This window comes from Paracoccus suum, assembly GCF_003324675.1.
In the GTDB taxonomy this organism is placed as follows: Bacteria; Pseudomonadota; Alphaproteobacteria; order Rhodobacterales; family Rhodobacteraceae; genus Paracoccus; species Paracoccus suum.
In genome coordinates, this window is sequence record NZ_CP030918.1 from 1,387,642 (window position 1) to 1,410,968 (window position 23,327).

The 23,327-nt window shown below is 67.5% G+C and carries 25 protein-coding genes; 12 read left to right on the forward strand and 13 right to left on the reverse strand.

The annotated features are described in order from the left end of the window. Positions 1-3 precede the first annotated feature (3 nt). From DRW48_RS06765 to DRW48_RS06785, 5 genes are all read left to right on the forward strand, one after another. A complete protein-coding gene (locus tag DRW48_RS06765; RefSeq protein WP_114075745.1) occupies positions 4-1,836 on the forward strand; it encodes an ABC-F family ATP-binding cassette domain-containing protein in 1,833 nt (610 codons plus the stop codon). Further along, positions 1,836-2,906, forward strand: a complete 1,071-nt coding sequence (locus DRW48_RS06770; protein WP_241963401.1) for a CaiB/BaiF CoA transferase family protein — start codon at positions 1,836-1,838, stop codon at positions 2,904-2,906. Before DRW48_RS06765 ends, DRW48_RS06770 begins: the two co-directional genes overlap by 1 nt. 174 nt (positions 2,907-3,080) lie before the next feature. After that, on the forward strand, positions 3,081-3,626 hold the full coding sequence (gene rplU / locus DRW48_RS06775) for a 50S ribosomal protein L21 (protein WP_114077416.1): 546 nt from the start codon (positions 3,081-3,083) through the stop codon (positions 3,624-3,626). 3 nt (positions 3,627-3,629) lie between these two features. Then, positions 3,630-3,902 (forward strand): 50S ribosomal protein L27, encoded by a 273-nt coding sequence (rpmA, locus tag DRW48_RS06780; protein ID WP_114075747.1) that lies wholly within the window; start codon positions 3,630-3,632, stop codon positions 3,900-3,902. A gap of 90 nt (positions 3,903-3,992) precedes the next feature. Further along, positions 3,993-4,565: a GNAT family N-acetyltransferase gene (locus tag DRW48_RS06785; protein WP_114075748.1), complete on the forward strand. Its 573-nt coding sequence runs from the start codon at positions 3,993-3,995 to the stop codon at positions 4,563-4,565. Positions 4,566-4,653: 88 nt separating this feature from the next. On the opposite strand, the gene DRW48_RS06790 is transcribed toward DRW48_RS06785, so the two are convergent. The 7 genes from DRW48_RS06790 to DRW48_RS06820 form a co-directional block, all read right to left on the reverse strand. Then, positions 4,654-5,151, reverse strand: a complete 498-nt coding sequence (locus DRW48_RS06790; protein WP_114075749.1) for a hypothetical protein — start codon at positions 5,149-5,151, stop codon at positions 4,654-4,656. A 72-nt stretch (positions 5,152-5,223) separates the two neighbouring features. Next, the gene (locus tag DRW48_RS06795) at positions 5,224-6,144 is read right to left on the reverse strand and encodes a 2-hydroxyacid dehydrogenase (RefSeq protein WP_338418435.1); all 921 of its coding nucleotides are present in this window, start codon (positions 6,142-6,144) and stop codon (positions 5,224-5,226) included. 16 nt (positions 6,145-6,160) lie between these two features. Further along, positions 6,161-7,300 carry a rod shape-determining protein RodA gene (gene rodA, locus DRW48_RS06800; RefSeq protein WP_114075750.1) on the reverse strand — a complete coding sequence of 380 codons (1,140 nt, stop codon included), beginning with the start codon at positions 7,298-7,300 and terminating at the stop codon, positions 6,161-6,163. 11 nt (positions 7,301-7,311) lie between these two features. Further along, positions 7,312-9,264 (reverse strand): penicillin-binding protein 2, encoded by a 1,953-nt coding sequence (mrdA, locus tag DRW48_RS06805; protein ID WP_114075751.1) that lies wholly within the window; start codon positions 9,262-9,264, stop codon positions 7,312-7,314. After that, the gene (locus tag DRW48_RS06810) at positions 9,261-9,797 is read right to left on the reverse strand and encodes a rod shape-determining protein MreD (protein WP_114075752.1); all 537 of its coding nucleotides are present in this window, start codon (positions 9,795-9,797) and stop codon (positions 9,261-9,263) included. Before DRW48_RS06810 ends, mrdA begins: the two co-directional genes overlap by 4 nt. Beyond that, on the reverse strand, positions 9,794-10,720 hold the full coding sequence (gene mreC / locus DRW48_RS06815; protein ID WP_114075753.1) for a rod shape-determining protein MreC: 927 nt from the start codon (positions 10,718-10,720) through the stop codon (positions 9,794-9,796). Before mreC ends, DRW48_RS06810 begins: the two co-directional genes overlap by 4 nt. A gap of 10 nt (positions 10,721-10,730) precedes the next feature. Then, complete coding sequence (locus tag DRW48_RS06820; RefSeq protein WP_114077418.1) at positions 10,731-11,765, reverse strand: rod shape-determining protein; 1,035 nt, start codon at positions 11,763-11,765, stop codon at positions 10,731-10,733. 214 nt (positions 11,766-11,979) lie between these two features. Between DRW48_RS06820 and DRW48_RS06825 the strand changes: the two genes are divergently transcribed. Further along, positions 11,980-12,360, forward strand: coding sequence for a rhodanese-like domain-containing protein (locus tag DRW48_RS06825; protein WP_114077419.1), 381 nt, complete (start codon positions 11,980-11,982; stop codon positions 12,358-12,360). Positions 12,361-12,384: 24 nt separating this feature from the next. Here DRW48_RS06825 and DRW48_RS06830 read toward each other — a convergent pair whose 3' ends face one another. The 5 genes from DRW48_RS06830 to folK all read right to left on the reverse strand — a co-directional run bounded on the left by DRW48_RS06830 (position 12,385) and on the right by folK (position 18,123). Continuing rightward, on the reverse strand, positions 12,385-13,962 hold the full coding sequence (locus DRW48_RS06830; RefSeq protein ID WP_114075754.1) for a 2-isopropylmalate synthase: 1,578 nt from the start codon (positions 13,960-13,962) through the stop codon (positions 12,385-12,387). A gap of 190 nt (positions 13,963-14,152) precedes the next feature. After that, positions 14,153-14,641, reverse strand: coding sequence for a DUF2062 domain-containing protein (locus DRW48_RS06835; RefSeq protein ID WP_241963403.1), 489 nt, complete (start codon positions 14,639-14,641; stop codon positions 14,153-14,155). A 255-nt stretch (positions 14,642-14,896) separates the two neighbouring features. Next, positions 14,897-17,026, reverse strand: a complete 2,130-nt coding sequence (locus DRW48_RS06840; RefSeq protein ID WP_114075755.1) for a RelA/SpoT family protein — start codon at positions 17,024-17,026, stop codon at positions 14,897-14,899. A gap of 34 nt (positions 17,027-17,060) precedes the next feature. Continuing rightward, complete coding sequence (gene rpoZ, locus DRW48_RS06845; protein ID WP_114075756.1) at positions 17,061-17,417, reverse strand: DNA-directed RNA polymerase subunit omega; 357 nt, start codon at positions 17,415-17,417, stop codon at positions 17,061-17,063. 88 nt (positions 17,418-17,505) lie between these two features. Continuing rightward, positions 17,506-18,123, reverse strand: coding sequence for a 2-amino-4-hydroxy-6-hydroxymethyldihydropteridine diphosphokinase (gene folK / locus DRW48_RS06850; protein ID WP_114075757.1), 618 nt, complete (start codon positions 18,121-18,123; stop codon positions 17,506-17,508). Positions 18,124-18,207: 84 nt separating this feature from the next. On the opposite strand from folK, the gene DRW48_RS06855 reads away from it, so the two are divergent. The 5 genes from DRW48_RS06855 (at position 18,208) to DRW48_RS06875 (ending at position 21,613) form a co-directional block, all read left to right on the forward strand. Beyond that, complete coding sequence (locus tag DRW48_RS06855) at positions 18,208-18,783, forward strand: LabA-like NYN domain-containing protein (RefSeq protein WP_114075758.1); 576 nt, start codon at positions 18,208-18,210, stop codon at positions 18,781-18,783. A 47-nt stretch (positions 18,784-18,830) separates the two neighbouring features. Continuing rightward, positions 18,831-19,784, forward strand: a complete 954-nt coding sequence (gene ispH, locus DRW48_RS06860) for a 4-hydroxy-3-methylbut-2-enyl diphosphate reductase (RefSeq protein ID WP_114075759.1) — start codon at positions 18,831-18,833, stop codon at positions 19,782-19,784. 97 nt (positions 19,785-19,881) lie between these two features. Beyond that, positions 19,882-20,487 carry a glutathione S-transferase family protein gene (locus DRW48_RS06865; protein WP_114075760.1) on the forward strand — a complete coding sequence of 202 codons (606 nt, stop codon included), beginning with the start codon at positions 19,882-19,884 and terminating at the stop codon, positions 20,485-20,487. Continuing rightward, positions 20,484-20,969, forward strand: a complete 486-nt coding sequence (rnhA, locus tag DRW48_RS06870; RefSeq protein WP_114075761.1) for a ribonuclease HI — start codon at positions 20,484-20,486, stop codon at positions 20,967-20,969. The genes DRW48_RS06865 and rnhA overlap by 4 nt, the downstream gene beginning before the upstream one ends. Beyond that, a complete protein-coding gene (locus tag DRW48_RS06875; protein WP_241963404.1) occupies positions 20,966-21,613 on the forward strand; it encodes a trimeric intracellular cation channel family protein in 648 nt (215 codons plus the stop codon). The genes rnhA and DRW48_RS06875 overlap by 4 nt, the downstream gene beginning before the upstream one ends. Positions 21,614-21,620: 7 nt before the next feature. Here the strand turns inward: DRW48_RS06875 and DRW48_RS06880 are convergent, their stop codons facing one another. Further along, a complete protein-coding gene (locus DRW48_RS06880) occupies positions 21,621-22,913 on the reverse strand; it encodes a FliM/FliN family flagellar motor switch protein (protein ID WP_114075762.1) in 1,293 nt (430 codons plus the stop codon). 182 nt (positions 22,914-23,095) lie between these two features. Here DRW48_RS06880 and infA point away from each other — a divergent pair, with 182 nt between their 5' ends. After that, positions 23,096-23,314: a translation initiation factor IF-1 gene (gene infA / locus DRW48_RS06885; protein WP_010397442.1), complete on the forward strand. Its 219-nt coding sequence runs from the start codon at positions 23,096-23,098 to the stop codon at positions 23,312-23,314. Positions 23,315-23,327 lie beyond the last annotated feature (13 nt).

Below are 23,327 nucleotides of genomic sequence, written 5' to 3' on the forward strand. Positions count from 1 at the left end.
GGCATGGCGCCCGCACCCCTTTTGCAGCTTTCGGAAATCTCGCTGACCTTCGGCGGAAATCCGGTTTTCGACGCCCTGTCGCTGAACGTTCAGCCGGGCGACAGGATCGCGCTTGTCGGGCGCAATGGCTCGGGCAAGTCGACCCTGCTGAAGGTCATGGCCGGCCTGATCGAGCCTGACCGCGGCGCGCGGGTCGTGCCGGCCGGCATCCACGTCGGCTATATGGAGCAGGACCCCGACCTCAGCGGCTTTGAGACGCTGGGCGAATTTGCGGCGTCGGGCCTGCAGCCCGAGGAGGCGTACCGGGTCGCTATGGCGGCCGAGGGGCTGAAGTTCGATCCCGACCGGCCGACCGCCACCGCCTCGGGCGGCGAGCGGCGGCGCGCGGCGCTGGCCAAGCTGCTGGCCGAGGCGCCCGAACTGATGCTGCTGGACGAGCCGACCAACCACCTCGATATCGAGGCCATCGCCTGGCTGGAGGCCGAGCTGTCGCAGACCCGCGCCGCCTTCGTGCTGATCAGCCACGACCGCGCCGTTCTGCGCAACCTGACCCGCGCGACGCTGTGGCTGGACCGCGGCGAGGTTCGCCGCCAGGACCGCGGCTTCGAGGGGTTCGAGGACTGGCGCGAGGCCGTCTGGGCGGCCGAGGACGAGGCCCGGCACAAGTTGGACCGAAAGATCAAGGCCGAGGCCCGCTGGGCGGTCGAGGGCATCAGCGCGCGGCGCAAGCGCAATCAGGGCCGGGTCCGGGCGCTGGCGGCGCTGCGCGAGGAACGCTCCGGCCAGATTCGCCGGCAGGGTACCGCCGCCATGGCGCTGGACGCCGGGCAGCAGTCGGGCAAGCGCGTCATCGAGGCGCGCGGCATCAGCAAGGCATTCGGTGCGCGGCAGATCCTGGCGCCCTTCGATCTGCGCGTGATGCGCGGCGACCGGATTGCCTTTGTCGGGCCGAACGGCGTGGGCAAGACCACCCTGATCAAGATGCTGACGGGCGAGATCGCGCCGGACACCGGCTCGGTGACGCATGGCACCAACCTCGAGGTGGCGGTGTTCGACCAGGCGCGCGTCGGCATCGACGATCGCGTCAGCCTGTGGGATGCACTGACCGGCGATCCTGGAATGCGGGTCAGCGGACGGGCCGATCAGGTCATCGTGCGCGGCCAGCCGCGCCACGTAGTCGCCTACCTCAAGGACTTCCTGTTCGACGACTCGCAGGCCCGGGCGCCGGTTGGCAGCCTGTCGGGCGGCGAAAAGGCGCGACTGCTGCTGGCGCGGATCATGGCCAGGCCGTCGAACCTGCTGGTGATGGACGAGCCGACCAACGATCTGGATATCGAGACGCTCGATCTGCTGCAGGACATCCTGGGCGATTACGACGGCACGGTGCTGCTGGTCAGCCACGATCGCGATTTCATCGACCGCGTTGCCGACACCACCATCGCCATGGAGGGTGACGGCCGCGCTGTGACCTACGCCGGCGGGTGGAGCGATTATCGCAGTCAGAGGGCCGCCCGGGACGAGGCGCCCGCGCCTGCCTCACCCGCCGTGCGCAGCGCCCCGGGGCCGGCAGCATCGGGGGGCGCTCGTGCGAGCGCCAGGTCCGCCGGTCTCAGCTTTACCGAACGCCACCGTCTTGAGGCGCTGCCGCAGGCCATCGCCCGCTTTGAGGCCGAGATCGCCAAGCTGCACGAGTACATGGCTGCGCCTGACCTTTACGCTACCGCACCGGCCCGCTTTGCCAAGGCGACCGAAGCCCTGGCCGAGCGCCAGGCCGCACTCGCCGCTGCCGAGGAGGAGTGGTTGGCGCTGGCTGAACGGGCTGAGGCCGCCGGCTGATGGGTGCGCTGGACGGGCTGCGCGTGGTCGAGATCGCAGGTCTCGGCCCGACGCCCTTTGCCGCGATGTGGCTGGCCGATCATGGGGCGGAGGTGATCCGCCTGACGCGGCCGGGCACCGCGCATGTGCTGGGGATGCAGCGCGATCTGCTGGACCGTGGCCGCGATTGGGTCGAACTGGACCTGAAATCCCCCGCCGGACGGGATGCGGCGCGGGCGCTGATCTGCGCCTCCGACGCGCTGATCGAGGGTATGCGCCCCGGCGCGATGGAGCGGCTGGGGCTCGGGCCACAGGATTTTCCGGACCATCCGGCGCTTGTCTATGGCCGCATGACCGGCTGGGGACAGACCGGCCCGCTGGCCCAAAGTGCGGGGCATGACATCACGTACCTCGCCGCGACCGGGATTCTCTCGGGTCTGGGGCCCGCCGAGCAGCCCTTGCCGCCGATGAACCTGCTCGGTGATTTCGGCGGCGGTGCGATGTATCTGGTTGCGGGGATGCTGGCCGCGCTGCTGTCGGCGCGCGTGACAGGGCGCGGCCAAGTGGTCGATGCCGCGATCACCGACGGCGTGCCGCATCTGGCCACGATGATCTGGGGGATGCGCGCCGAGGGCCAGTGGTCCGACGCCCGCACCGCCAACCTGCTGGACGGGGCGGCGCCCTTCTATACCACCTACCGCTGCCGCGATGGCGGCTGGATCGCGGTGGGCTCGATCGAGCCGCAGTTCTGGGCGCGCCTCTGCGCGGCGCTGGACCTCGATCCGGTGGCGTTGCCGGACCGGATGGACCGCGGCAACTGGCCGGCCCTGCGCGGCATCCTCGCGACCATTTTTGCCACCCGCGACCGCGACGCCTGGGCGGCAGAGCTGGAGGGGACGGAGGCCTGCGCCGGGCCGGTGCTGTCCATACCGGAGGCCGCGGCGCATCCCCACAACCTCGCCCGCGGGGTGCATGGCCCTGATGGGCCTGCCCCGGCCCCGCGATTGTCGCAAACGCCGGGCGCTATCGGTCCCGGTTCGCTCCTGACCATTGACGCGGCGCTGGCGCGTTGGGCGACACCACGGCGTTGACTTCGGCGGCGGGATACGCCATATCCCCCGGACCGGCCGGGCGATCGCCCGCAGCCGGCAATTTATTTTTCAATGACACCGACACGGTGCGCAGTCCGACGGCGAGGCATCTGCCTCGACAACAGCCGGTCATCCGGCGGCCACAGGGCGCGGCAAATGAAGGAAGACCGCGACATGTTCGCAGTGCTCAAGACCGGCGGCAAGCAATACCGCGTCCAGGCAGGGGATATCCTGCGCGTCGAAAAGCTGGCCGCCCTGGCCGGTGACACGGTGCAGTTCAACGACATCCTGATGGTCGGCTCGACCATTGGCGCGCCGCTGGTGGCTGGTGCCGCCGTGCAGGCCGAAGTGATCGAGCAGATCAAGGCCGACAAGGTCATCACCTTCCACAAGCGTCGCCGCAAGCACAGCTCGCAGCGTACACGCGGCCACCGTCAGCAACTGACCCTGCTGCGCGTGACCGAAGTGCTGGAAGCTGGCGCCGACGCCTCGGGCGTCGCAGTCGCGGTCGGCACCCGCGCCACCCGCCGTGCTGGCGGCACCGATCCGACCCGCGGCGCCGGCGACGAGCGTTATGCGCTGAACAAGACCGATCAGGCCGAGATGAAGCGCCGCGTTGCCACCGGCAAGGCCAAGGCGAAATCGGTCGAGACCGGTGCCCCGGTGGCCGACGTCCTGGCCGCTGACGACACCAACACCACTGCTGCGACGGAGGCCTGATCCATGGCACATAAAAAAGCAGGCGGCTCATCGCGCAACGGCCGCGATTCCGCCGGTCGGCGCCTCGGCGTCAAACTGTTCGGCGGGCAGGAAGCCATCGCCGGCAACATCATCGTGCGTCAGCGCGGCACCCAGTGGTGGCCGGGCCAGAACGTCGGAATGGGCCGCGATCACACGCTGTTTGCCCTGACCGAGGGCCGCGTGACCTTTAAAAAGGGCCTCAAGGGCCGCACCTTTATCTCGGTTATGCCGACCATCATCGAGGCTGCCGAATAAGCCGGGAAAAAGACAGAAATGTCTGTGGGGCCGGCATCAAGCCGGCCCCTTTTCGTTTCGGACCACGAATTCGTGAAGAAAGTGTAAATCATGAATGCCGCGCTGGATCTCGCCCTCGCCACCGATCCCGGAAACGAGCAACCGATCATCCGAACCGAGCGTCTCGTTTTGCGTCCACTGCGCCGATCGGATGTGGGTCTGATTGAACACTACACCGCCGACCGCCGCTTGGCGGAGGGCACCCGGACCATTCCCAACCCGCTGCCGCCTGGTGCCACCGAAGCTTGGGTCATTCGTGCCATGGCAGCGTCGGCTGATCCTGATGGGGCGCATGTCTGGGCGATCGACGGCACCGACGCCGGGCTGGCCGAGGTTCTTGGCACCGTGTCGCTGCACCGCGTCGCGCCGGAGCAGTGCGAGCTTGAGTTCTGGATCGGGCACGGCCTGTGGAACACCGGCTTTGCGACGGAGGCGGTGGCAGGGCTGCTGGCGGCGAATCCCTGCAAATGCCGCAGCTTCGTAGCCGAGACCTTCCAGGACAACCCCGGCTCGGCCCGTGTCCTGACCAATTGCGGTTTCGACTATCTGGGTGACGCGGAAAGCTGGTCGGTGGCGCGCAACATGCGCGTGCCGACCTGGACCTACGCGCGGCCGGTAGGCTGAACCCTCAGCCGCCGCCACTTAACGGTCTGACGGCTGATTGGTCGGCGGCGACAGGAAGGGTCGGGGCACATGCCCCGGCCCTTTCGCGTCAGCGGCTGACGGACAGGCTGTTGCTGGCGCCGCTGATGACGATGCCGCGCAGCCGGGCGAGTTGCGGGGTCGTGATCGTCAACGCCGTGGTGATCGTATCCACCCGCGGGTCGGCCTGCATCCGTGCCTCGGGCTGGTCGGGCAGGGGAGGCGAGCCGACCATGCGCAGGCGCAGGATACCATCCGGGCCGGCGCGCAGCCGGCCTGCCGGCATGACCTCCTCGGTCACCAAGGCGACATCCCACCAGCCCTTGGTCGGGGCGACGCCGCTGACGACCAGCATCCGGCCTTCGGGGACGTCCTCCCAGCGGGCCGCCAGCAGGTGCGGGAAGGACTGGCGGCGGTCGCCGATGGCATAGCCCCCGTCCGGCTCCAGCGTCGTCGGTCCGGCCCTGCGGCCGCCGCCGAACCACCTGAAGGGGTTGAGGCTGGAATCGCCGCAGGCCGACAGGCCGAGGGTTGCGGTCAGCAGGATCGCAATGCTGCGTGTCATCATGGCCGGACCGTCCCCGAAAATTTTGCATCACCCGCGTGATAGGCGATCGCCCGGCGCGGATAAAGCCCCGCGTCAATAGCCGCGCGTGCGGTCGACCAGATGCAGCGGCGGCTCGCCCGCTTGCACGCGGCGCAGGTTTTCAGCCACGACCTGCGCGCCGGTGGTGGGGCGGGTGTCGGCGGCGACATGCGGCGTGACGGTGACACGGCGGTTGCGCCAGAAGGGATTGCCCGGAGGCAGCGGCTCGGTCCGGAAAACGTCGAGGACGGCGTGGCCCATCCGCTCGGCATCCAGTACGGCGAGCAGGGCGTCGTCGTCGATCAGTGTGCCGCGGCCGGGATTGATGAGCGCGGCGCCTTGCGGCAGCAGCGCCAGGCGGGTCGCGTCCAGCAGGTTCTGAGTGTCAGGCGTGTCGGGCAGCAGGGCGATCAGTATCTCGGCCCGGCCCAGCGCCTCGGGCAGGGCATCGGCGCCGCCGAGGATGCGCAGCCCCTCGACCGGGCGGCCACTGCCCGACCAGCCGACGACGTCGAATCCGACACGGGCCAGGGCGCGCATGACCTCTGATCCCAGCGCGCCTGTGCCGAGAACCGTCACCTTGCGCTCTGCCGCCAGCGGGGGGATGCAGGTGTTGCGCCAGACGCCGTCCTGGGCGTAGCGGTCCATCCGCAGATGCAGCCGCAGTGTCCAGCCGAGGCAGTATTCCACCATCCCCGCGGTCAGCCCGGGATCGACCATCCGCGCCAGCGGCTGGGTCAAGGTCGGGTTGCCGACGATGCGCTCGACCCCGGCCCAGAGGGACTGGACCAGCCGAACATTGGTGAAGGGGCTGAAGTCGCTGATCTGGCCGGTCGGCGCATGCAGGATCGCGTCGATGGCGGCGGGATCAGGGGCGTCATGAACGATATTGGCGAATCCTGCCGTCTCGCGCAGCAAGGGCCCTTCCCATTTTGGCCAAAGGTCCGCGCGGGCGTTCCACAGGACGTTCATCATCACGCTCACCTCTTGCTCAGCGCGGCCGATGGACATGGGCGGACTGCACCATGCCAAAGGCCATCAGTAGGATCATCAATTGGGTGCCGCCATAGCTGACCATTGGCAACGGGACTCCGACAACCGGCATCAGGCCCATGACCATGCCCATGTTGACACCGAAATACAGGAAGAAGGTCGCGGCGATGCCGACCGTCATCAGGCTGGCGAAGCGGTCGCGGTTGGTCAGCGCCGAGTGCAGGCAGAACCCGACGATCAGCGCGTAAAGGGCCAGCAGCGACAGGCTGCCGATAAAGCCGAACTCTTCGGCCAGAGTAGTGAAGATGAAGTCGGTATGCTTTTCGGGCAGGAAATTCAGCCTCGACTGCGTCCCCTGCATGAAGCCGCGGCCCGACCAGCCACCCGAGCCGAGAGCGATCTGCGCCTGGGTGATGTTGTAGCCTGCCCCGAGCGGGTCCGAGGTCGGATCAAGGAAGGTGTCGATACGTTTGAACTGATAGTCGTGCAGCAACTGCCAAGGCGTGCCGCGGCTTTCGAGGACGGTGAACACCGCGCCGACGATCAGGGCGATGACGAAGGCGAAATACCACAGGCTTACCCCGGCGACGAAGGCGGTAAGCGCGCCACCCAGCGTCAACATGATCGAGGTGCCGAGGTCGGGCTGGATCATCACCAGCCCGGTCGGCAGCAGGATCAGGAAGATCGGGATCAGCACCCACAGCGGGCGCGAGACCTTTTCCAGCGGCAGCCAGTCGTAATAGGCGGCCAGCATCAGCACGAGCGCGATCTTCATCAGCTCTGACGGCTGCAGCCGGATCGGGCCGAGGTCCAGCCAGCGTTGGGCGCCCATGGTGGTGTGCCCGAACATATCGACCGCGAAGAGCATGAGGACGCAGATCACATAGGCCGGCACCGCGATCGAGCGCCAGAACCATATCGGCACGAAGGACAGACCCACCATCGCGACCATGCCGACCGCAAAGCGTTCCATCTGGGGCTCGGCCCAGGCCTCGAGGCGGCCGCCGCCGACTGAATACAGCATCAGAAAGCCGGTGCATGCGACCGCCGTGATCAGCAGGACCAGCGGCCAGTTCAGATACAGGATCTTGCGCCAGCCGGTAGGCGTCGTTGTGACCTGATAGTTCAGATAGCTCATCGCGAGGCCTTTCAGGCGCGGCTGGGGCCGGCGGGCGGCTCGGCTGCGACGGTCGCGGGGGCAAGGCGCATCTGCTTGCGCTGTTCATCGATCTTGCCCCGCTGCCCCGGCGGGTATGCGGCCAACGGGGGCAGGCCGCCCGCGAGGGCGAACAGCAGGATGTCACGCGCAACGGGGGCCGCGACAGCGCTGCCGCCGCCGCCATGCTCGATGATCAGCGACACGGCGATGCGCGGCGCCTGGACCGGGGCGTAACAGACGAACAAAGCGTGGTCGCGCCGTCCCCAGGGCAGTTGCTCGTTGCGGATGACGCCGCGGGCACGCTCGGCCGCGGTGATGTTGCGCACCTGCGAGGTGCCGGTCTTGCCCGCCATGCGCCAGTCGTCGAGCACGATCTTTGCCCCCGCGGCAGTGCCGTGCTTGCCGTTCATCACCGCGTCCATGCCGCCGCGGGCGACGGCGAGGTGGCGCGGGTTGATCCCGAGGTCGGGGAAATCGGGCACAGGCACCGGTACGCCGTCCTTGGCGCGGATCAGCCGCGGCTCGATCGCGCGGCCGCTGGCGACACGTGCCGTCATCACCGCCAGTTGCAGGGGCGATGCCAGCACATAACCCTGACCGATCGAGGCGTTCAGCGAATCGCCGACCTGCCATTCCTGATCGTAGCGCGCCCGTTTCCAGGCGCGGTCGGGGGCGATCCCCTCGGCCACGGCGGACATCGGCAGATCATGGCGCACGCCGATCCCGAGGCGCTTGGCCATGGCACCGATGCGGTCAATGCCGACCCGCTGGGCCAGTTCGTAGTAGTAGACGTCGCAGGAGTGCTCGAGGCTGCCGACGGCATTGACGCTGCCATGCCCGCCGCGACGCCAGCAGTGGAACTTGCGGCCGCCGACCTCCAGGTGACCGGGGCAGTAAAAGTGATCGTTCGGCCCGATCACCCCGGCGTCGAGCCCGGCCAGCAGCGTCACCGGTTTGAATGTCGAGCCGGGGGGATAGACACCCTGCACCGTCTTGTCCGTCAGGGGGCGATGGTCGTGCTCGATCAACGCCTTGTAATCTCGCGAAGAAATGCCACGCACGAACAGGTTCGGGTCAAAGCCGGGCGACGACGCGATGGCGAGGATATCGCCGGTGACGATGTCCATCGCCACCGCTGCACCGCTTTCCTCGCCAAGGCGGGCCATAGCGTAGTTCTGCAACGCGGCGTCGATGGTCAGCTGGACTGTCGCGCCCTGCTGCCCCTCCTGGCGCGACAACTCGCGCATCTCGCGGCCGGCGCTGTTGACCTCGACGCGGCGGGCGCCAGCCTTGCCGCGCAGCGTTTCCTCCAGTTTGGCTTCGATACCGACTTTGCCGAACTGGAACTCGGGCAGCATCAGGACGGGGTCGGGCGCGGTCATCTTGGACAGGTCGTAGTCCGAAACCGGGCCGACATAGCCCATGGCGTGCGCGAAATCGCTGCCACGAGGGTAGACACGGCTGAGGCCAGCCTCGGTCGCGACGCCGGGCAGCGCGGGGGCATTGACCGCGATGGCCGAGAACTCCTCCCAGCTGAGGCGGTCACGCACAGCGATCGGGGTCGATGGGCTGCGTTTGGCGATCTCCTCCAGCAGCTTGTCGCGCTCGGCTTGCGAGATCGGGATCAGGCGTGCCAGCCGGTCCAGAACCGCGGGAACGTCGCCGGCTTCCTCGCGGGTAATGGTCACCCGGTAGTTCGCTTCGTTGCCGGCAATCACCAATCCCGCGCGATCAAGGATCAGCCCGCGGGCTGGCGGCAGCAGCCGGATCTTGATCGAGTTGCCGTCCGACAGCATGCGGAACTCGTCCGCCCGGCGCACCTGAAGCGAGCGCAGGCGTGCCGCGAGAATGCCGACCACACCCAGTTGCAAACCGCCCATCATCATCGCCCGGCGCGAGATGACGCGGTTGCTGTCGATGATATCCTTGGGCGAGCGTCTCATCGATATCCCATGGCGTCGGAATCGCCTGGCGTGCCGCGGCGCAGGCCGAACAACAGATGTCCCGCTAGAACCACCGGCGGGTAGGCGGCGACAGTCGCCAGCAATTGCAGCATCGTCTGACCCAATGCCGGCAGCGGCAGCACGAACAGCGCCATGGCAATGCGCTGGGCAAGGATCATGACGGCGATCAGCACGCCGACGCGCAGCCATTCAACCATGAAGGCATGCTCGCGCCAACGCACTTCGCGATGACGGGCGGCCTCAGTCCCCAAGACGGCGATGGCGGCCCAGAGGCCGATGGGACGCTGCAGCAGCACATCCTCGATCAGGAACACGGCGGCGATCAGCACCACTGGCACTTGTTCAGGACGCCGTAGCACCCAGGCGAGGGTCAGGCACAACAGCAGGTCGGGGCCGGGCCAGGTGACGGCGCCGGGATGCAGCGGCAGCAGGCGCAGGAACAACAGCAGCAGGGCAGTGCACACATAGATCGACTGACCAATCAGCCGCCGCCGGGTCGGAGCCTCGATCATGGTCGGGGCGCCGGAGGAGCAGGGTTGGCCGCAGCGGCTGGCGCCGCCGGGAGCTGCGGGCCGATCTGCTGCTGGGGCGGAGCGATGACCGATGCCTGATCCGAGATCGCCTCGGAGGGGTGCGAGCGCAGCACGCGCAGGAATTCCAACCGGCCGTAATCAGCTGCCATGCGCACCCGCAACCGCCCGTCGCTGGCCTGCGCCACCTGGCCGACCACCAGGCCCGCCGGGAAGACGCCCCCGTCGCCGCTGCTGATGACCCGGTCGCCTGGGCGGACATCCTCGGGACGCTCGATGAAGTCCAGGACGGGAAACTGGGTGTTGTCACCCGCCAGCAGGGCGTGCTGGCCCGACGGCAGAATCCGCACGGGAAGGCGCGAAGAGGGGTCGGTCAGTAGCATCACGCGGCTGGTGCGCTGGCCGACGCCGCTGATGCGGCCCACCAGTCCCAGACCGTCCATAGTCGCCCAGCCGTCCAGCACGCCATCGCGGGCGCCGACGTTCAGCAGGACCGACTGGCGGAAGGCCGTGCCCGAATCTGTCAGCACCACGCCCGAGACCGAAGTCAGGGCCGGGTCCAGCCGCACGTTGTTCTGGGCCAGCAGCTTGGCGTTCTCCTGCTCCAGTTGGACGGCGGCCTCTTTCCAGGCCGACATTTTCTGCAACTCGCGGCGAAGCTCCTGATTCTGCTCGTAAAGGCGGGAATAGGACTGAAAGCCCTCGACCATGGTCGACAGTTTTGCCGCGGGCAGCAGCGCCCATTCGAACGAAGGGACGAAGCGGTCGATGAATGCGGCGCGCAACTGCTCTGCGCGCGGGCTGTCGATGCGCCAGACCAGGAACAGTCCCAGCAGGATCAGGACCAGCAGCGCGACCAGCACCCGACGCACGGGCGTCGCGAAATCGTGGCTGGCCCGCGCCATTCAGCCTGCCTCAGCTTTCGTAGTCGATGACGTGTCGCAGCTGTTTTTCATATTCCAGCGCCTTGCCGGTCCCGAGTGCGACACAGGACATCGGCTGGTCAGCCAGGCTGATCATCAGGCCGGTCTGCTCGCGCAGCGCCAGGTCCAGTTCGCCCAGCATCGCCCCGCCGCCGGTCAGCATGACGCCCCGGTCGACGATGTCGGCGCCCAGATCGGGGGGCGTCGCCTCGAGAGCGGTCATCACGGCCTCGCAGATCTGCTGGACAGGCTCGGCAAGGGCCTCGGCGATCATGGCCTGGGTGATCTCGATTTCCTTGGGCACGCCGTTCAGCAGATCGCGCCCGCGCACCATCATGGTAGCGCCCCGACCGTCGTCGGGCATCCGCGCCGTGCCGATGTTGGTCTTGACGCGCTCTGCTGTCTGCTCGCCGATCAGCAGGTTGTGGTGGCGGCGCAGGTAGTTCACGACGGCATCGTCCATCCGGTCGCCGCCGATCCGCACGCTGCGGGCGTAGACGATATCGCCGAGCGAGAGGACCGCGACTTCGGTCGTGCCGCCGCCGATGTCGACCACCATGCTGCCGGTGGGATCTGTGATGGGCATGCCCGCACCGATAGCCGCGGCGATCGGCTCGGCGATCAGGCCCGCCTTGCGGGCACCGGCGGACAGCACCGACTGGCGGATCGCGCGCTTTTCAACCGGGGTCGCCCCATGCGGCACGCAGACGATGATCTTGGGCTTGCTGAAGGTTGTGCGCCGGAACACCTTCTTGATGAAATGCTTGATCATTTCTTCGGCGCTGTCGAAATCGGCGATCACGCCGTCGCGCATCGGCCGGATGGCCGAGATGCTGCCCGGCGTACGACCCAGCATCAGCTTGGCATCCTCGCCCACCGCCAGAACCTGCTTTTTGCCGTCCTTGACGTGATAGGCGACGACCGAGGGCTCGTTCAGGATGATGCCCTTGCCCTTGACGTAGATGAGCGTGTTGGCCGTCCCGAGATCGATTGCGATGTCGGTCGAGAAAAGACCCCAGAATGCCATGATGTACTGCCCGTTGCTTCTTGGGCCGCTGCCCGCGGCCGGTGCCTCATATAGGCCGCAGGCGCACATGGGGAAAGCCTGATTCCGCCCCACCCGGAGGCCGCCGGACCATCCCTGCCGACATGTGGCGGACTTGCCCGCCTGCCGGGGAAGGCGCATCCTGCCGTTTCAGGAAGGTGCGCGCTCGCACGACAGGCGGATGGAGGATCACCTCATGGCCCAGACGGCAAAGGACATGGTCGCGGCGGCAAACGCGGCGATCCGGAAGGTCTCGGCGGAGGAGGCGCAACGCCTTGTCGCAGAGGAGGGGGCGCTACTGGTCGATGTTCGGGACGCACCCGAGCTGGCGAGCGCGGGCAAATTGAAGGGCGCGACCCATGTATCGCGCGGCATGCTGGAGTTTAAGGCCGACCCGACCAGCCCCTACCACGACGCGGACTTCGATCCCTCGCGTCCGGTGGTCCTCTACTGCGCCTCTGGTGGCCGGGCGGCACTGGCGGGCAAGGCCCTGACCGACCTTGGTTATACGCGGGTCTATAATCTGGGCGGCTTCAAGGACGCGACCGAAGCGGGGGCCAAGACCGAGCCGGCGTGATGCCGGCCCGGTCCCGCCCGGCGGTCAGACCGAATACATGCCGATCTGGCGCGAATCGGAATCGGGCGCGGTTTTTTCACGCCGCACCCGCAGGCGGTTGAGCGCCCCGACATAGGCCTTGACGCTCGCCAGGATGGTGTCGGTGTCCGCGGCCTGGCCGGTGGCGATGCGACCATCCTCCTCCAGCCGGACGCTGACGGTGGCCTGCGCGTCCGTACCCTCGGTCACGGCATGAACCTGGTAGAGTTGCAGGCGCGACTGGTGGGGGAACAGCGCGTCCACCGCGTTGAAGGCGGCATCCACCGGACCGTCGCCCTGCGCCTCGATGGTCTTTTCGGCATTATCCACGATCAGGGTCAGCGTCGCCCAGGCGGGCTCGCCGCCGCCGCAGACCACGCGCAGCTCGCGCACCTGCAGGAAGTCGCTGTCGGTGTTGGCCGCGCTGTCCTGCATCAGCGCCACCAGGTCGTCGTCGTAGACCTCTTTCTTGCGATCGGCCAACGCCTTGAAGCGGACGAACACATCCTTCAGCTGGTTGTCACCAACCTCGTAGCCCAGATCGCTCAGTTTCGAACGCAGGGCGGCGCGGCCCGAGTGCTTGCCCAGCACGATATTGGCGTCGTTCAGTCCAATGTCGGCCGGGCGCATGATCTCGAACGTCTCGACGTTCTTCAGCACGCCGTCCTGATGAATGCCGCTCTCGTGCAGGAAGGCGTTCTTGCCGACAATCGCCTTGTTGAACTGCACCGGAAAGCCGCTGACCTGGGCCACGCGGCGAGACAGGCCCATGATCTTGCGGGTGTCGATGCCAGTTTCGAAAGGCATGATGTCGTGGCGCACCTTCAGCGCCATCACGACTTCTTCCAGGGCAGTGTTGCCGGCCCTCTCGCCGAGGCCATTGATGGTGCATTCGACCTGCCGCGCGCCGGCCTCGACCGCGGCCAGGCTGTTGGCAGTCGCCATGCCCAGGTCGTTGTGGCAATGGGTGGCAAAGACGATCTCGTCGGCCCCGGGCACGCGCTCCAGCAGCATGCGGATCAGTTCGGCCGATTCGCGGGGCGCGGTGTAGCCGACGGTGTCGGGAATGTTGATCGTGGTGGCCCCGGCCTTGATCGCGATCTCGACCACGCGGCACAGGTAGTCATGCTCGGTCCGGGTGGCATCCATGGGCGACCACTGGACATTGTCGCACAGGTTGCGCGCGTGGCTGACCGTCTGATGGATGCGGTCGGCCATCTGGTCCTGGTCGAGGTTCGGGATCGCCCGGTGCAGCGGCGAGGTGCCGATGAAGGTGTGGATGCGCGGCCGGCGGGCGTGACGCACCGCCTCCCAGCAGCGGTCGATGTCGGGGATCTGGGCGCGGGCCAGCCCGCAGATCACGGCGTTCTGGGCGGCCCTCGAGATTTCGGATACGGCGGCGAAATCGCCTTCGGAGGCGATGGGAAAGCCGGCTTCGATGATGTCGACGCCCATCTCGTCCAGCATTTGGGCGATTTCCAGCTTTTCGGCATGGGACATGGTGGCGCCCGGCGATTGCTCGCCATCGCGCAGAGTGGTGTCAAAGATCAGCACGCGGCTGGGGTCACGGGTCATGTCGGACATGGAATGCTCTTACGCTTGGGGTTCGGAAAAACGTGCCGGGCGCGTCCCTGCTGAGCGGCGGCCCGGAGACCCGCTCAGCGAAGCGTAAGAAGCAGAATGCCGCAGGAGGCGGCAAAAAGCGGGCAGGTCTGGGTCTGGACCATCGACATATCGAAGTTATGGCAAAGCGTCCGGGGCTTGGAAAGGGGGGTCATGCAGTGGGTGGCCTTTGGTCGGGCGACGGCGGTTCGGTGGGCTCGGGACGCTTGCGCGCACGGCGCAGGGCGCGGCGGCGCTGGTAGGTCTGGACGATGCTGACGGTCAGCGCGTGCGCCACGATTGCCGCGGCAAAGCCCGGCAGTAGGCCGCCGATGAAATAGGGCCAGATGATCTGCTCGAACACGGCCCCCAGATGTCCCCATTGGGGCGCGCGGTCCGAAGTGAGCGTCAGAAGGTTGGTCGCCACCTCGCCGATGGCGCGGCCGACCTCGGACAGGATCACCTGCGGCCCGACATGACCGTCGATGCCCAACATGCGGCGACCCAGATCGACGGAGAGCACGGCGATGAAGGGAAACGTCAGCGGGTTGCCGACCAGCGTGCCGATCAGCGCCGCCAGCACGTTGCCGCTGACCGCCCAGGCGAGCAGCCCGGCGGCGACGAAGTGCAGGCCGAAAAGCGGGGTGAACGAGACGAACACGCCCGCCCCCACCCCCGGCCGATGCGGTGCGGCGCGTCCGGCAGGCGGCGCAGGCGGTGCAGCACATAGCGTCCCGCTCGGGTCCAGCCCCCGCGGGGATAGACCGCCTCCTGGGCAATCTGGGTATAGCTGCGCGGGGTGCGGCGCTTGAACATCGGCGATACCAAGGTTGCGACGGCCCTGGCACCCTGCGGCGTAACGCCCGTGGGGGCAACCCGGCGGCCGAAACGTGGGAAATGACGAGGCGCCCGCGGCTCAGGGCTGCAGCGCGGGGTCCCGGGTGCGGGCCACCTGCGCGACATCGCTTTCCGCCTCGAGCGCGGTCAGCAGCGCGTGCAGATGCTCGCTGTCGCGCAGCGAGACCTCGATCCGCAGGCGGTAGAAGTCCGGCTTGCGCTCAAGGAACTCCAGATCCGCGATGTTGGCGCCTTGCGTGCCGATCAGCGTGCAAATCCGGCCGAGAACGCCGGCATCGTTGCGGATCGTCAGCGTCAGCGTGGCGGAATACACCGCGGGATGGCGTCCCTCGCGCCAGCGAAGGTCGACCCAGCGGTCAGGATATTCCTCGAAATCGGCCAGCACCGGGCAGTCGATGGCGTGGATGACCACGCCCTTGCCGCGGTAGGTGATGCCGACGATGCGCTCGCCCGGAAGAGGCTGGCAGCAGGGGGCGCGGGAAAAGCTCTGGTCGGCCTCCAAACCGGCGACCGCGTGATCGGCCGGGATCTCCTCCGAGGTCTGGACAAGCTCGGGATAAAGCGCGCGCAGCACCTCGCGGGTGCTGATCTCGGCGCTCCCGATGCGGGCCAGCAGCTCGTCGGTATCGGGCATGGCCAGCGTGCGCGCGGCGGTGCGCAGGGCCTTGTCGGTCAGCTTGCGGCCGACATGCTCGAACGCAACGCGGGCCAGTTCCTGCCCCAGCCGCACGAAGCGCGAGCGGTCCTCCTCGCGCAGGCTGCGGCGGATGGCGGCCTTGGCGCGGCCGGTTTCGACGATGTCCAGCCAGGCGGTCTGCGGACGCTGTCCGGCGGCGGTGATGATCTCGACCGACTGCCCGTTCTTGAGCCTGGTCCACAGCGGAACACGGATGCCGTCGACCTTGGCCCCGACTGAGGAGTTGCCGATACGCGTATGGATTGCATAGGCAAAATCAATCGGGGTCGCCCCCTTGGGCAACTGGATGACGTCGCCCTTGGGCGAGAAGCAGAACACCTGATCGGAATACATCTCGAGCTTCACATGCTCGAGGAAGGCGTCGTGATCCTCCTCGCCCAGCCGCTCATTCAGCTGCTCCAGCCACTCGCCCGGATCGACCGCGAACGGATTGCGGGTGCGCACGCCGTCGCGATAGGCCCAGTGCGCCGCGACCCCGGCCTCGGCGACCTCGTGCATCTGGCGGGTGCGGATCTGTACCTCGATGCGGGTGCCGTCGCGGCCCGAAACGGTCGTGTGGATCGAGCGATAGCCGTTCGCCTTGGGCTGGCTGATGTAGTCCTTGAACCGCCCGGGGACCGTCCGCCACCGCTGGTGGATGACGCCCAGCGCGCGATAGCAGTCGGCCTCGCTGTGGGTGATTATGCGAAAGCCGTAGATGTCCGACAGACGCGAGAAGGCGAGCTGCTTTTCCTGCATCTTGCGCCAGATGCTGAACGGCTTTTTCGCGCGACCAAAGACGTCAGCCTCGATCCCCGCCTTTTCCAGTTCGCCACGAATGTCGGCGGTGATGGTCGGGATGACGTCGCCGGTTTCCTTTTGCAGCGTCACGAAGCGCCGGATGATGCTGTTACGGGCCTCGGGATTGATGACCTTGAAGGCCAGGTCCTCAAGCTCCTCACGCATCCATTGCATGCCCATCCGCCCGGCCAGCGGGGCAAAGATGTCCATCGTCTCGCGCGCCTTCTGGACCTGCTTTTCAGGCCGCATCGAGCGAATGGTGCGCATGTTGTGCAGACGGTCCGCCAGCTTGACCAGAATCACGCGAAGATCGCGCGACATAGCCATGAATAGTTTGCGGAAATTCTCGGCCTGCTTGGACTGCGCGCCGGACAGTTGCAGGTTGGTCAGCTTGGTGACGCCGTCGACCAGCTCGGCGATGTCGCGTCCGAACAGCGCCGCGACATCGGCCCAGGTCGAGCGCGTATCCTCGATCGTGTCGTGCAACAGGGCCGTGATGATGGTCGCGTCGTCAAGCTGCATCTCGGTCAGGATGGCGGCGACGGCGGCAGGATGGGTGAAGTAGGGCTCGCCCGAGTGGCGGAACTGACCCTCGTGCATGCGCTGGCCGTAGGCCCAAGCCTGCCGGATCAGCGCCTCGTTGGTGCGTGGATTGTAGTTGCGGATCAGCGCAACGAGGTCGTCGGCGTCGATCGAACCTGTCTGCCCCATGGCGCTGATGCCGGTTGCGTTCGGGATGGCGGACTCAGCCGCGTTCCTGCGCGTCGAGCATCATGCGCAACATCCGCTCTTCGTTTTCGTCGTCGAGGGGCTTGGGACGATCGACCTCGGCGCCGATGATCAGCGCCATCGCGTCTTCCTCAGGCTCGTCGACCTCGATCTGGGTCTGGGTGGTGACGATCATCCGCTCGCGCAGGTCATCGACCGGCTGGGCCTCGTCCGCGATTTCGCGCAGGGCCACGACCGCGTTCTTGTCGTCGTCGCGCGCAACCGTCAGCGGCGAGCCGGCAGCGATCTCACGCGCGCGATGGGCGGCAAGCATCACCAGATCAAAGCGGTTCGGCACCTTGTCAACGCAATCTTCGACCGTAACGCGGGCCATGGGTCACCTTTCAAAGGGGATCGGACACAGGGAAACACGGCAGATGGGCCGCGCAGCGGCGGTTGTCAAGGAGTATCGCCTGCGCTTGTCAAGCGTTTTCGCGGCCAATCGGGTGCAGACCGTCCGTCGCGGCGGGTGGTAGGTCGGCCAGCATCTGGGCCACGTCTGCCCCGAGGCGAGGATGCCGCCAACCCGGCGCGATGTCGGCCAGCGGGCGCAGCACAAACGCGCGGTCCTGCAGGCGCGGGTGGGGCAGGATCAGCCGGTCAGGCACCTGCACGCGCTGGACTGCGTCGGGCAGGGCGCGCCAGGCGTCCTGCGTGGCGCCGTCGGGCAGGACTTGCGTTTCCTTCGCCAGTAGGTCGATATCGATCACCCGCGGCCCCCAACGGCCGCTTGCCGCGTCGCGCACGCGGCCTAGCGTGGCCTCGATTCCATGTAGCCGCGCCAGCAGCGCCTCGGGGGGCAGCGGCGTGGCGATTTCGGCGGCTGCATTGACGTAATCCGGGCCGCTGCCGGCGGGATAAGCAGGGCTCACGAAAAATCGACTGACCGCCGTCAGCGTCATCTCGGCATCGCTCGCGAGGGCCGTGAGTGCAGCAATCAAGGCCTGTCGCGGGAATCCGAGCGCTGAGGGGAGGTTAGCCCCCAGCGCCAGCAGGGCGCGCGGATGCTTGACGTATGGATTGGTTAGTGATTTCCCCATTCGCCTGTGCCTTTCACGCCGACCTTGCGGCCCGCGCCAATCCCGCCCGTTCGCTATCGGCAAGCTACCCCTGAAAGGGAAGCCATGTTCTATAAGGACGACAGGCTGGCGTTGTTCATCGACGGTGCCAGCCTTCATTCCGCCTCCAGGGCGCTGGGATTCGAGATCGACTTTCGCCTCGTCCGGCAGGAGTTCGAGCGGCGCGGGCGGCTGGTGCGCGCCAACTATTACACCGTGCTGATGGAGACCGAGGATTATTCGCCGGTCCGGCCGTTGGTCGACTGGCTGGCGTACAACGGCTTCAACGTGGTGACCAAGACGGCGCGCGAATTCACCGACGCGGCTGGCCGCAAGCGCATCAAGGGCAACATGGATGTCGACCTGGTGGTCGACGCCATCGATCTGGCGCCACGGATCGACCATGCGGTGCTGCTGTCAGGCGACGGCGCGCTGCTGCCGCTGGTCACGGCGCTGCAACGGCGCGGGGTCCGCGTCTCGGTCGTCTCGACCACCCGCAGCCAACCATCGATGATTGCTGACGAAATGCGCCGCCAGGCCGACAACTTCATCGAGTTGGATGCATTGCGCGAGGTCATCGGCCGGCCGGCGCGTGAGCCGCGCGAGGGTGACCGTGCCGACTCTGCCCCCGTCGAGGCCTGAGGTCCGGCATTCTGGACGCCGCGCCTGCGTCGGGGTAGGGCAGGGACATGAGTGACAAGCCGCCCCTGACCCTGTTCCTGGCCGCGCCGCGCGGGTTCTGCGCCGGCGTTGACCGTGCGATTCGCATTGTCGAGCTGGCGCTCGAGAAATGGGGCGCGCCGGTCTATGTGCGTCACGAGATCGTGCACAACCGCTTTGTCGTCGACCGCCTGCGCGATCTGGGCGCGGTCTTCATCGAGGAGCTGGGAGAGGCCCCGGACGACAGGCCGGTGATCTTTTCGGCCCATGGCGTGCCCAAGTCAGTGCCGGCCGAGGCGCGGCGCCGCAACCTGGTCCACGTCGACGCCACCTGCCCGCTGGTCAGCAAGGTCCATATGGAGGCCGCGCGCCATGCCGAGGCGGGCCTCCAGATGGTCATGGTCGGCCACGCGGGACACCCCGAGGTGATCGGGACCATGGGCCAGTTGCCCCCCGGCGAGGTCCTGCTGGTCGAGACCGTCGAGGATGTTGCCAACCTGGCGCCGACCGACCCGACGCGCCTCGCGTGGATCACGCAGACCACATTGTCGGTGGACGACACGGCCGAGATCGTCGCCGCGCTTCAGACGCGGTTTCCCGGGATCGTCGGGCCGGGCAAGGATGACATCTGCTACGCCACCACCAACCGCCAGGCGGCGGTCAAGGCCATCGCCGGCCGGATCGATGCGCTACTGGTGATCGGCGCGCCGAACAGCAGCAACTCGCGCCGGCTGGTCGAGGTCGGGCGCGCAGCCGGCTGCAACTACGCGCAACTGGTCCAGCGGGCGACGGACATCGACTGGCGCGCCCTGCAGGGTATTCAAGCCGTCGGCGTGACCGCGGGGGCGAGCGCCCCCGAGGTGCTGGTTAACGAGGTCGTCGACGCATTTCGCGAGCGCTACGCAGTCAGCGTCGAGCTGGTCGAGACAGCGCAGGAAGCCGTGGAATTCAAGGTGCCGCGCGCACTGCGCGAGCCTGCATGACCCGGCGCCCGCGCTGGGGCGAGACAGACTGAAGGTCGCGGTGGGGGCGCTCGTCGCGTCACTACGGCCGGAAATTGGCTTCATATCGGGGACGGACATGAAACTCTGGTCGATGCCCTCGTCGGGCAACAGCTACAAGGTGCGGCTGGCGCTGGCGTTGCTGGGACGGGAGGCGGAGCTTGTGGATATCGAGGCCGGCTCGCCCGAGATCGTGGTTGCGCACGCGACCGGGCGGCTGCCCTTTGGCAAGGCACCCGTACCGGAATTGCCGGGCGGTGACATCCTACCCGAATCCAACGCCATCCTGAAGTGGCTGGGCGAGGGCAGCGCGTTGGTGCCATCGGATCCGGATGACCGTGCCATGATGCTGGCCTGGATGTTCTGGGAGCAGAACCAGCACGAGGGCACGATCGCCGTACGCGGCGCGCTGCGCCACTACCCCGACCGGCGCCACCTTGCGACGCCAGAACGGATGGCGGAACTGCTGGACCGGGGCCACGCCGCGCTCGCGGTGATGGAAAAGCGCCTCGCCGAACATGAATGGCTGGTGGGCAGCAGCGTGAGCCTCGCGGACATTTGCCTTTACGCCTACACGGACAGCGCAGACAGCCGCGGCGGCTTTGACATGGCCCGCTACCCTGGCATCACCCGTTGGTTGGACCGGATCGCCGGATTGCCCGGCTATATCGGGATTGACGCATGACAGCCGCCGCCGACGTCACGGCTGGCACGACGCTGCACGCGTGGACCGATGGCGCCTGCAGCGGCAACCCGGGGCCGGGCGGCTGGGGCGTGCTTATGCGCGCCATGGACGGCGCCCGGGTGGTTCGCGCGCGGGAGTTGTCGGGCGGCGAGGCCATGACCACAAACAACCGGATGGAGTTGATGGCCGCCATCGCGGCGCTGGAGGCGCTGAGCCGGCCCTCGGCAATTACTGTCACCACCGACAGCATCTACGTGAAGAATGGCGTGACAGCCTGGATTCACGGCTGGAAGCGCAACGGCTGGCGGACCGCCGACCGCAAGCCGGTCAAGAATGACGACCTGTGGCGGCGGCTGGACGAGGCCGCCGCCCGGCATCAGGTCACTTGGACCTGGATCAAGGGTCACGCCGGCCACCCCGAAAACGAGCGCGCTGACGAGCTTGCCCGCGCCGGGATGGCGCCGTTCAAGGCTGCCCGGTGATTGCCGGAACGCAACTCTCGGCGCTGGTGTGGACGCTGGACTATGCCTCGGTGCTGGTGTTCGCGCTCAGCGGCGCGCTGGCCGCCAGCCGGGCGCAGCTGGATCTGGTCGGCTTCGTCTTTATCGCCGCGCTGACCGCGGTCGGCGGTGGCACCGTGCGCGATCTGGTGCTGGCCCGCGACCCGGTATTCTGGGTCGCGCAGCCCGGTCTGGTGCTGCTGGCCGCGGCGGGCGCCTTTGTGGTGTTCTGGACCGCGCACAGACTGGAAAGTCGCTACCGGGTCCTTCTGTGGCTCGACGCCGCGGCACTGGCCGTCGCGGTGCCGGCCGGGGTGGGCGTCGCGCTCGGCGGCGGGTTCGGGCCTGTGATCATCATGATTGCCGGCGTCGTGACAGGCTGCATGGGGGGGCTGATGCGCGACGTTGTGTGCAACGAGGTGCCGCTGGTGCTGAAGCAGGGCGAGCTCTACGTCACCGCCGCGCTGGGCGGCGCGGTTGCCGCGGTGCTGGCGATCGCCGTGGGATTGCCGCGCACCGAGGCCTTGGTCCTGTGCGGCACCGTGGCCTTCGTGCTGCGCGCCGGCAGCATGCGCTGGGGCTGGCAACTGCTCGTCTACCGTCCAAGGCCGCCACGCCAGAGGTAGTGCGCCATCATTTGCCGGGGAATGACATCGGCAGCGGCACGACCTCGCCCAAGCCCGACGGGGGACTGGGGTCAAGTCGAAAGGTATCCGGTGTGCCCAAGTCGGCAATCGGCGGTTCGGACGAGATGGAATGGTTCACCTGAGGCGCCGTGGCTTGCAGCGTGACATCGGCGGTGAAGCTGCCAAAGGCGACCGCGTCAAAGGCATCACTCGGATCGGCGGAAACGCCCGAGCCGGCGCTGGCCCCTACAGCCGCGGCGTCGGGCAGCGCACCTATCGCGCCCGCCGCCACGGAATCGCTTCTTAGCCGGACGGCATAGAACCCGTCTGCCTCGCCCAGCCGCCCGCTGCTGAGGGCCTGTCCTGTTGCGGTCTCGATCTGGACGGCATCCAACGCGGCACGCGGCAGGTTGAGGATTGCGCCCGGCCGCAGCGCCCGCAACTCGCGCAGAGTGATGGATCTCCGGCACAGGATCGCTGCCAGGGGTACAGGTGCCTGCGCCACTGCGCTGGCCAGGTTCTGGCGTGGCGTGGGCAGGCTGACCGCCCCACTGCCGGCGGGAGGGGACAGCGCGGGCGCGTTGTCGGCAACTCGCGCGTTTTCCACGATAGGAGCGCCCGGCACGGCCAGAAAGATCTGGCCTGTCCGCTCGCCCCCGGCGCCGAGGCGCAGGGTTATGTCCAGCGCATGAAAACCTCCGTCCTCCAGCATGAGGGCGAGGGGCCGGGGATCGTCGAGGTAGCTTGCATAGCGAAAGTCGCACAACGCCTCGCCCAGCGGCCGGCTGGCGAGGGAAGCGCCCAGTTCCGCCAGCAAAGCGTTCACGAAATCCGCCGCAATGGCGGCGTCGGTGCGCGTTGCCCGGCGGGGCGCGGCGGCGCGGGCAGAGATCCGGCCAATTGCCTGCATCTCGATCAGCGATGCGATCATCGCCGGGCAGAGCGCGATCACGCCGAGCCGCTCGGCTGGACCCTCGATCACCGCGATCAGCGCGCCCTCGGGCAGCAATTCCGACAGTTCCGCGAGTGTAATGCTTCTGACGGTCACCGTCTCTGCGCTCGCCTGAAGGCCGCTGGCCCGCGCGGCGGCGCGGCCGCTCGCGAGGGCTACGACGCGTTCCAGCGAGGGCGGCAGGGCGGGCGCCAACGGCGCGGGCTGGACGACCGCCCCAGGCAAAACGCCAGCCGCGATCAACCGGGCCCGCAGAACGCCCCCGACGCGCCCATGCGCCGCGTCCGCCTTGCGTCCCTCCGGCATTGCGGTGTCGGCAGGCTGCGCCGTATCTGCACTGGCGTCCATCTGCCGTCGTCCGCCCCTTTTGACACCGATTCGACCGTCTCTACCTCGCTCTCATACCTGGATCAGGTTGACGAAACCCTAATCCGGCAGCATTTGCTGCTCTTGGTTCTTGAAACTTGTGCGCGCTCGGCGCATCTGTCACCGGCCCCGCAGTTTGGCGGGGCGGATTAAACGGAGTGACCATGGCCAAGGAAGAAATGCTCGAATTCCCAGGCGTCGTGAAGGAACTCTTGCCGAATGCGACATTCCGGGTCGAGCTTGAGAACGGCCATGAGATCATCGCGCATATGGCGGGAAAGATGCGCAAGAACCGCATCCGCGTTCTGGCCGGCGACAAGGTGCAGGTCGAAATGAACACCTATGATCTGACCAAGGGACGGATCAACTATCGCTTCAAGTGATCGTCCGACCCCC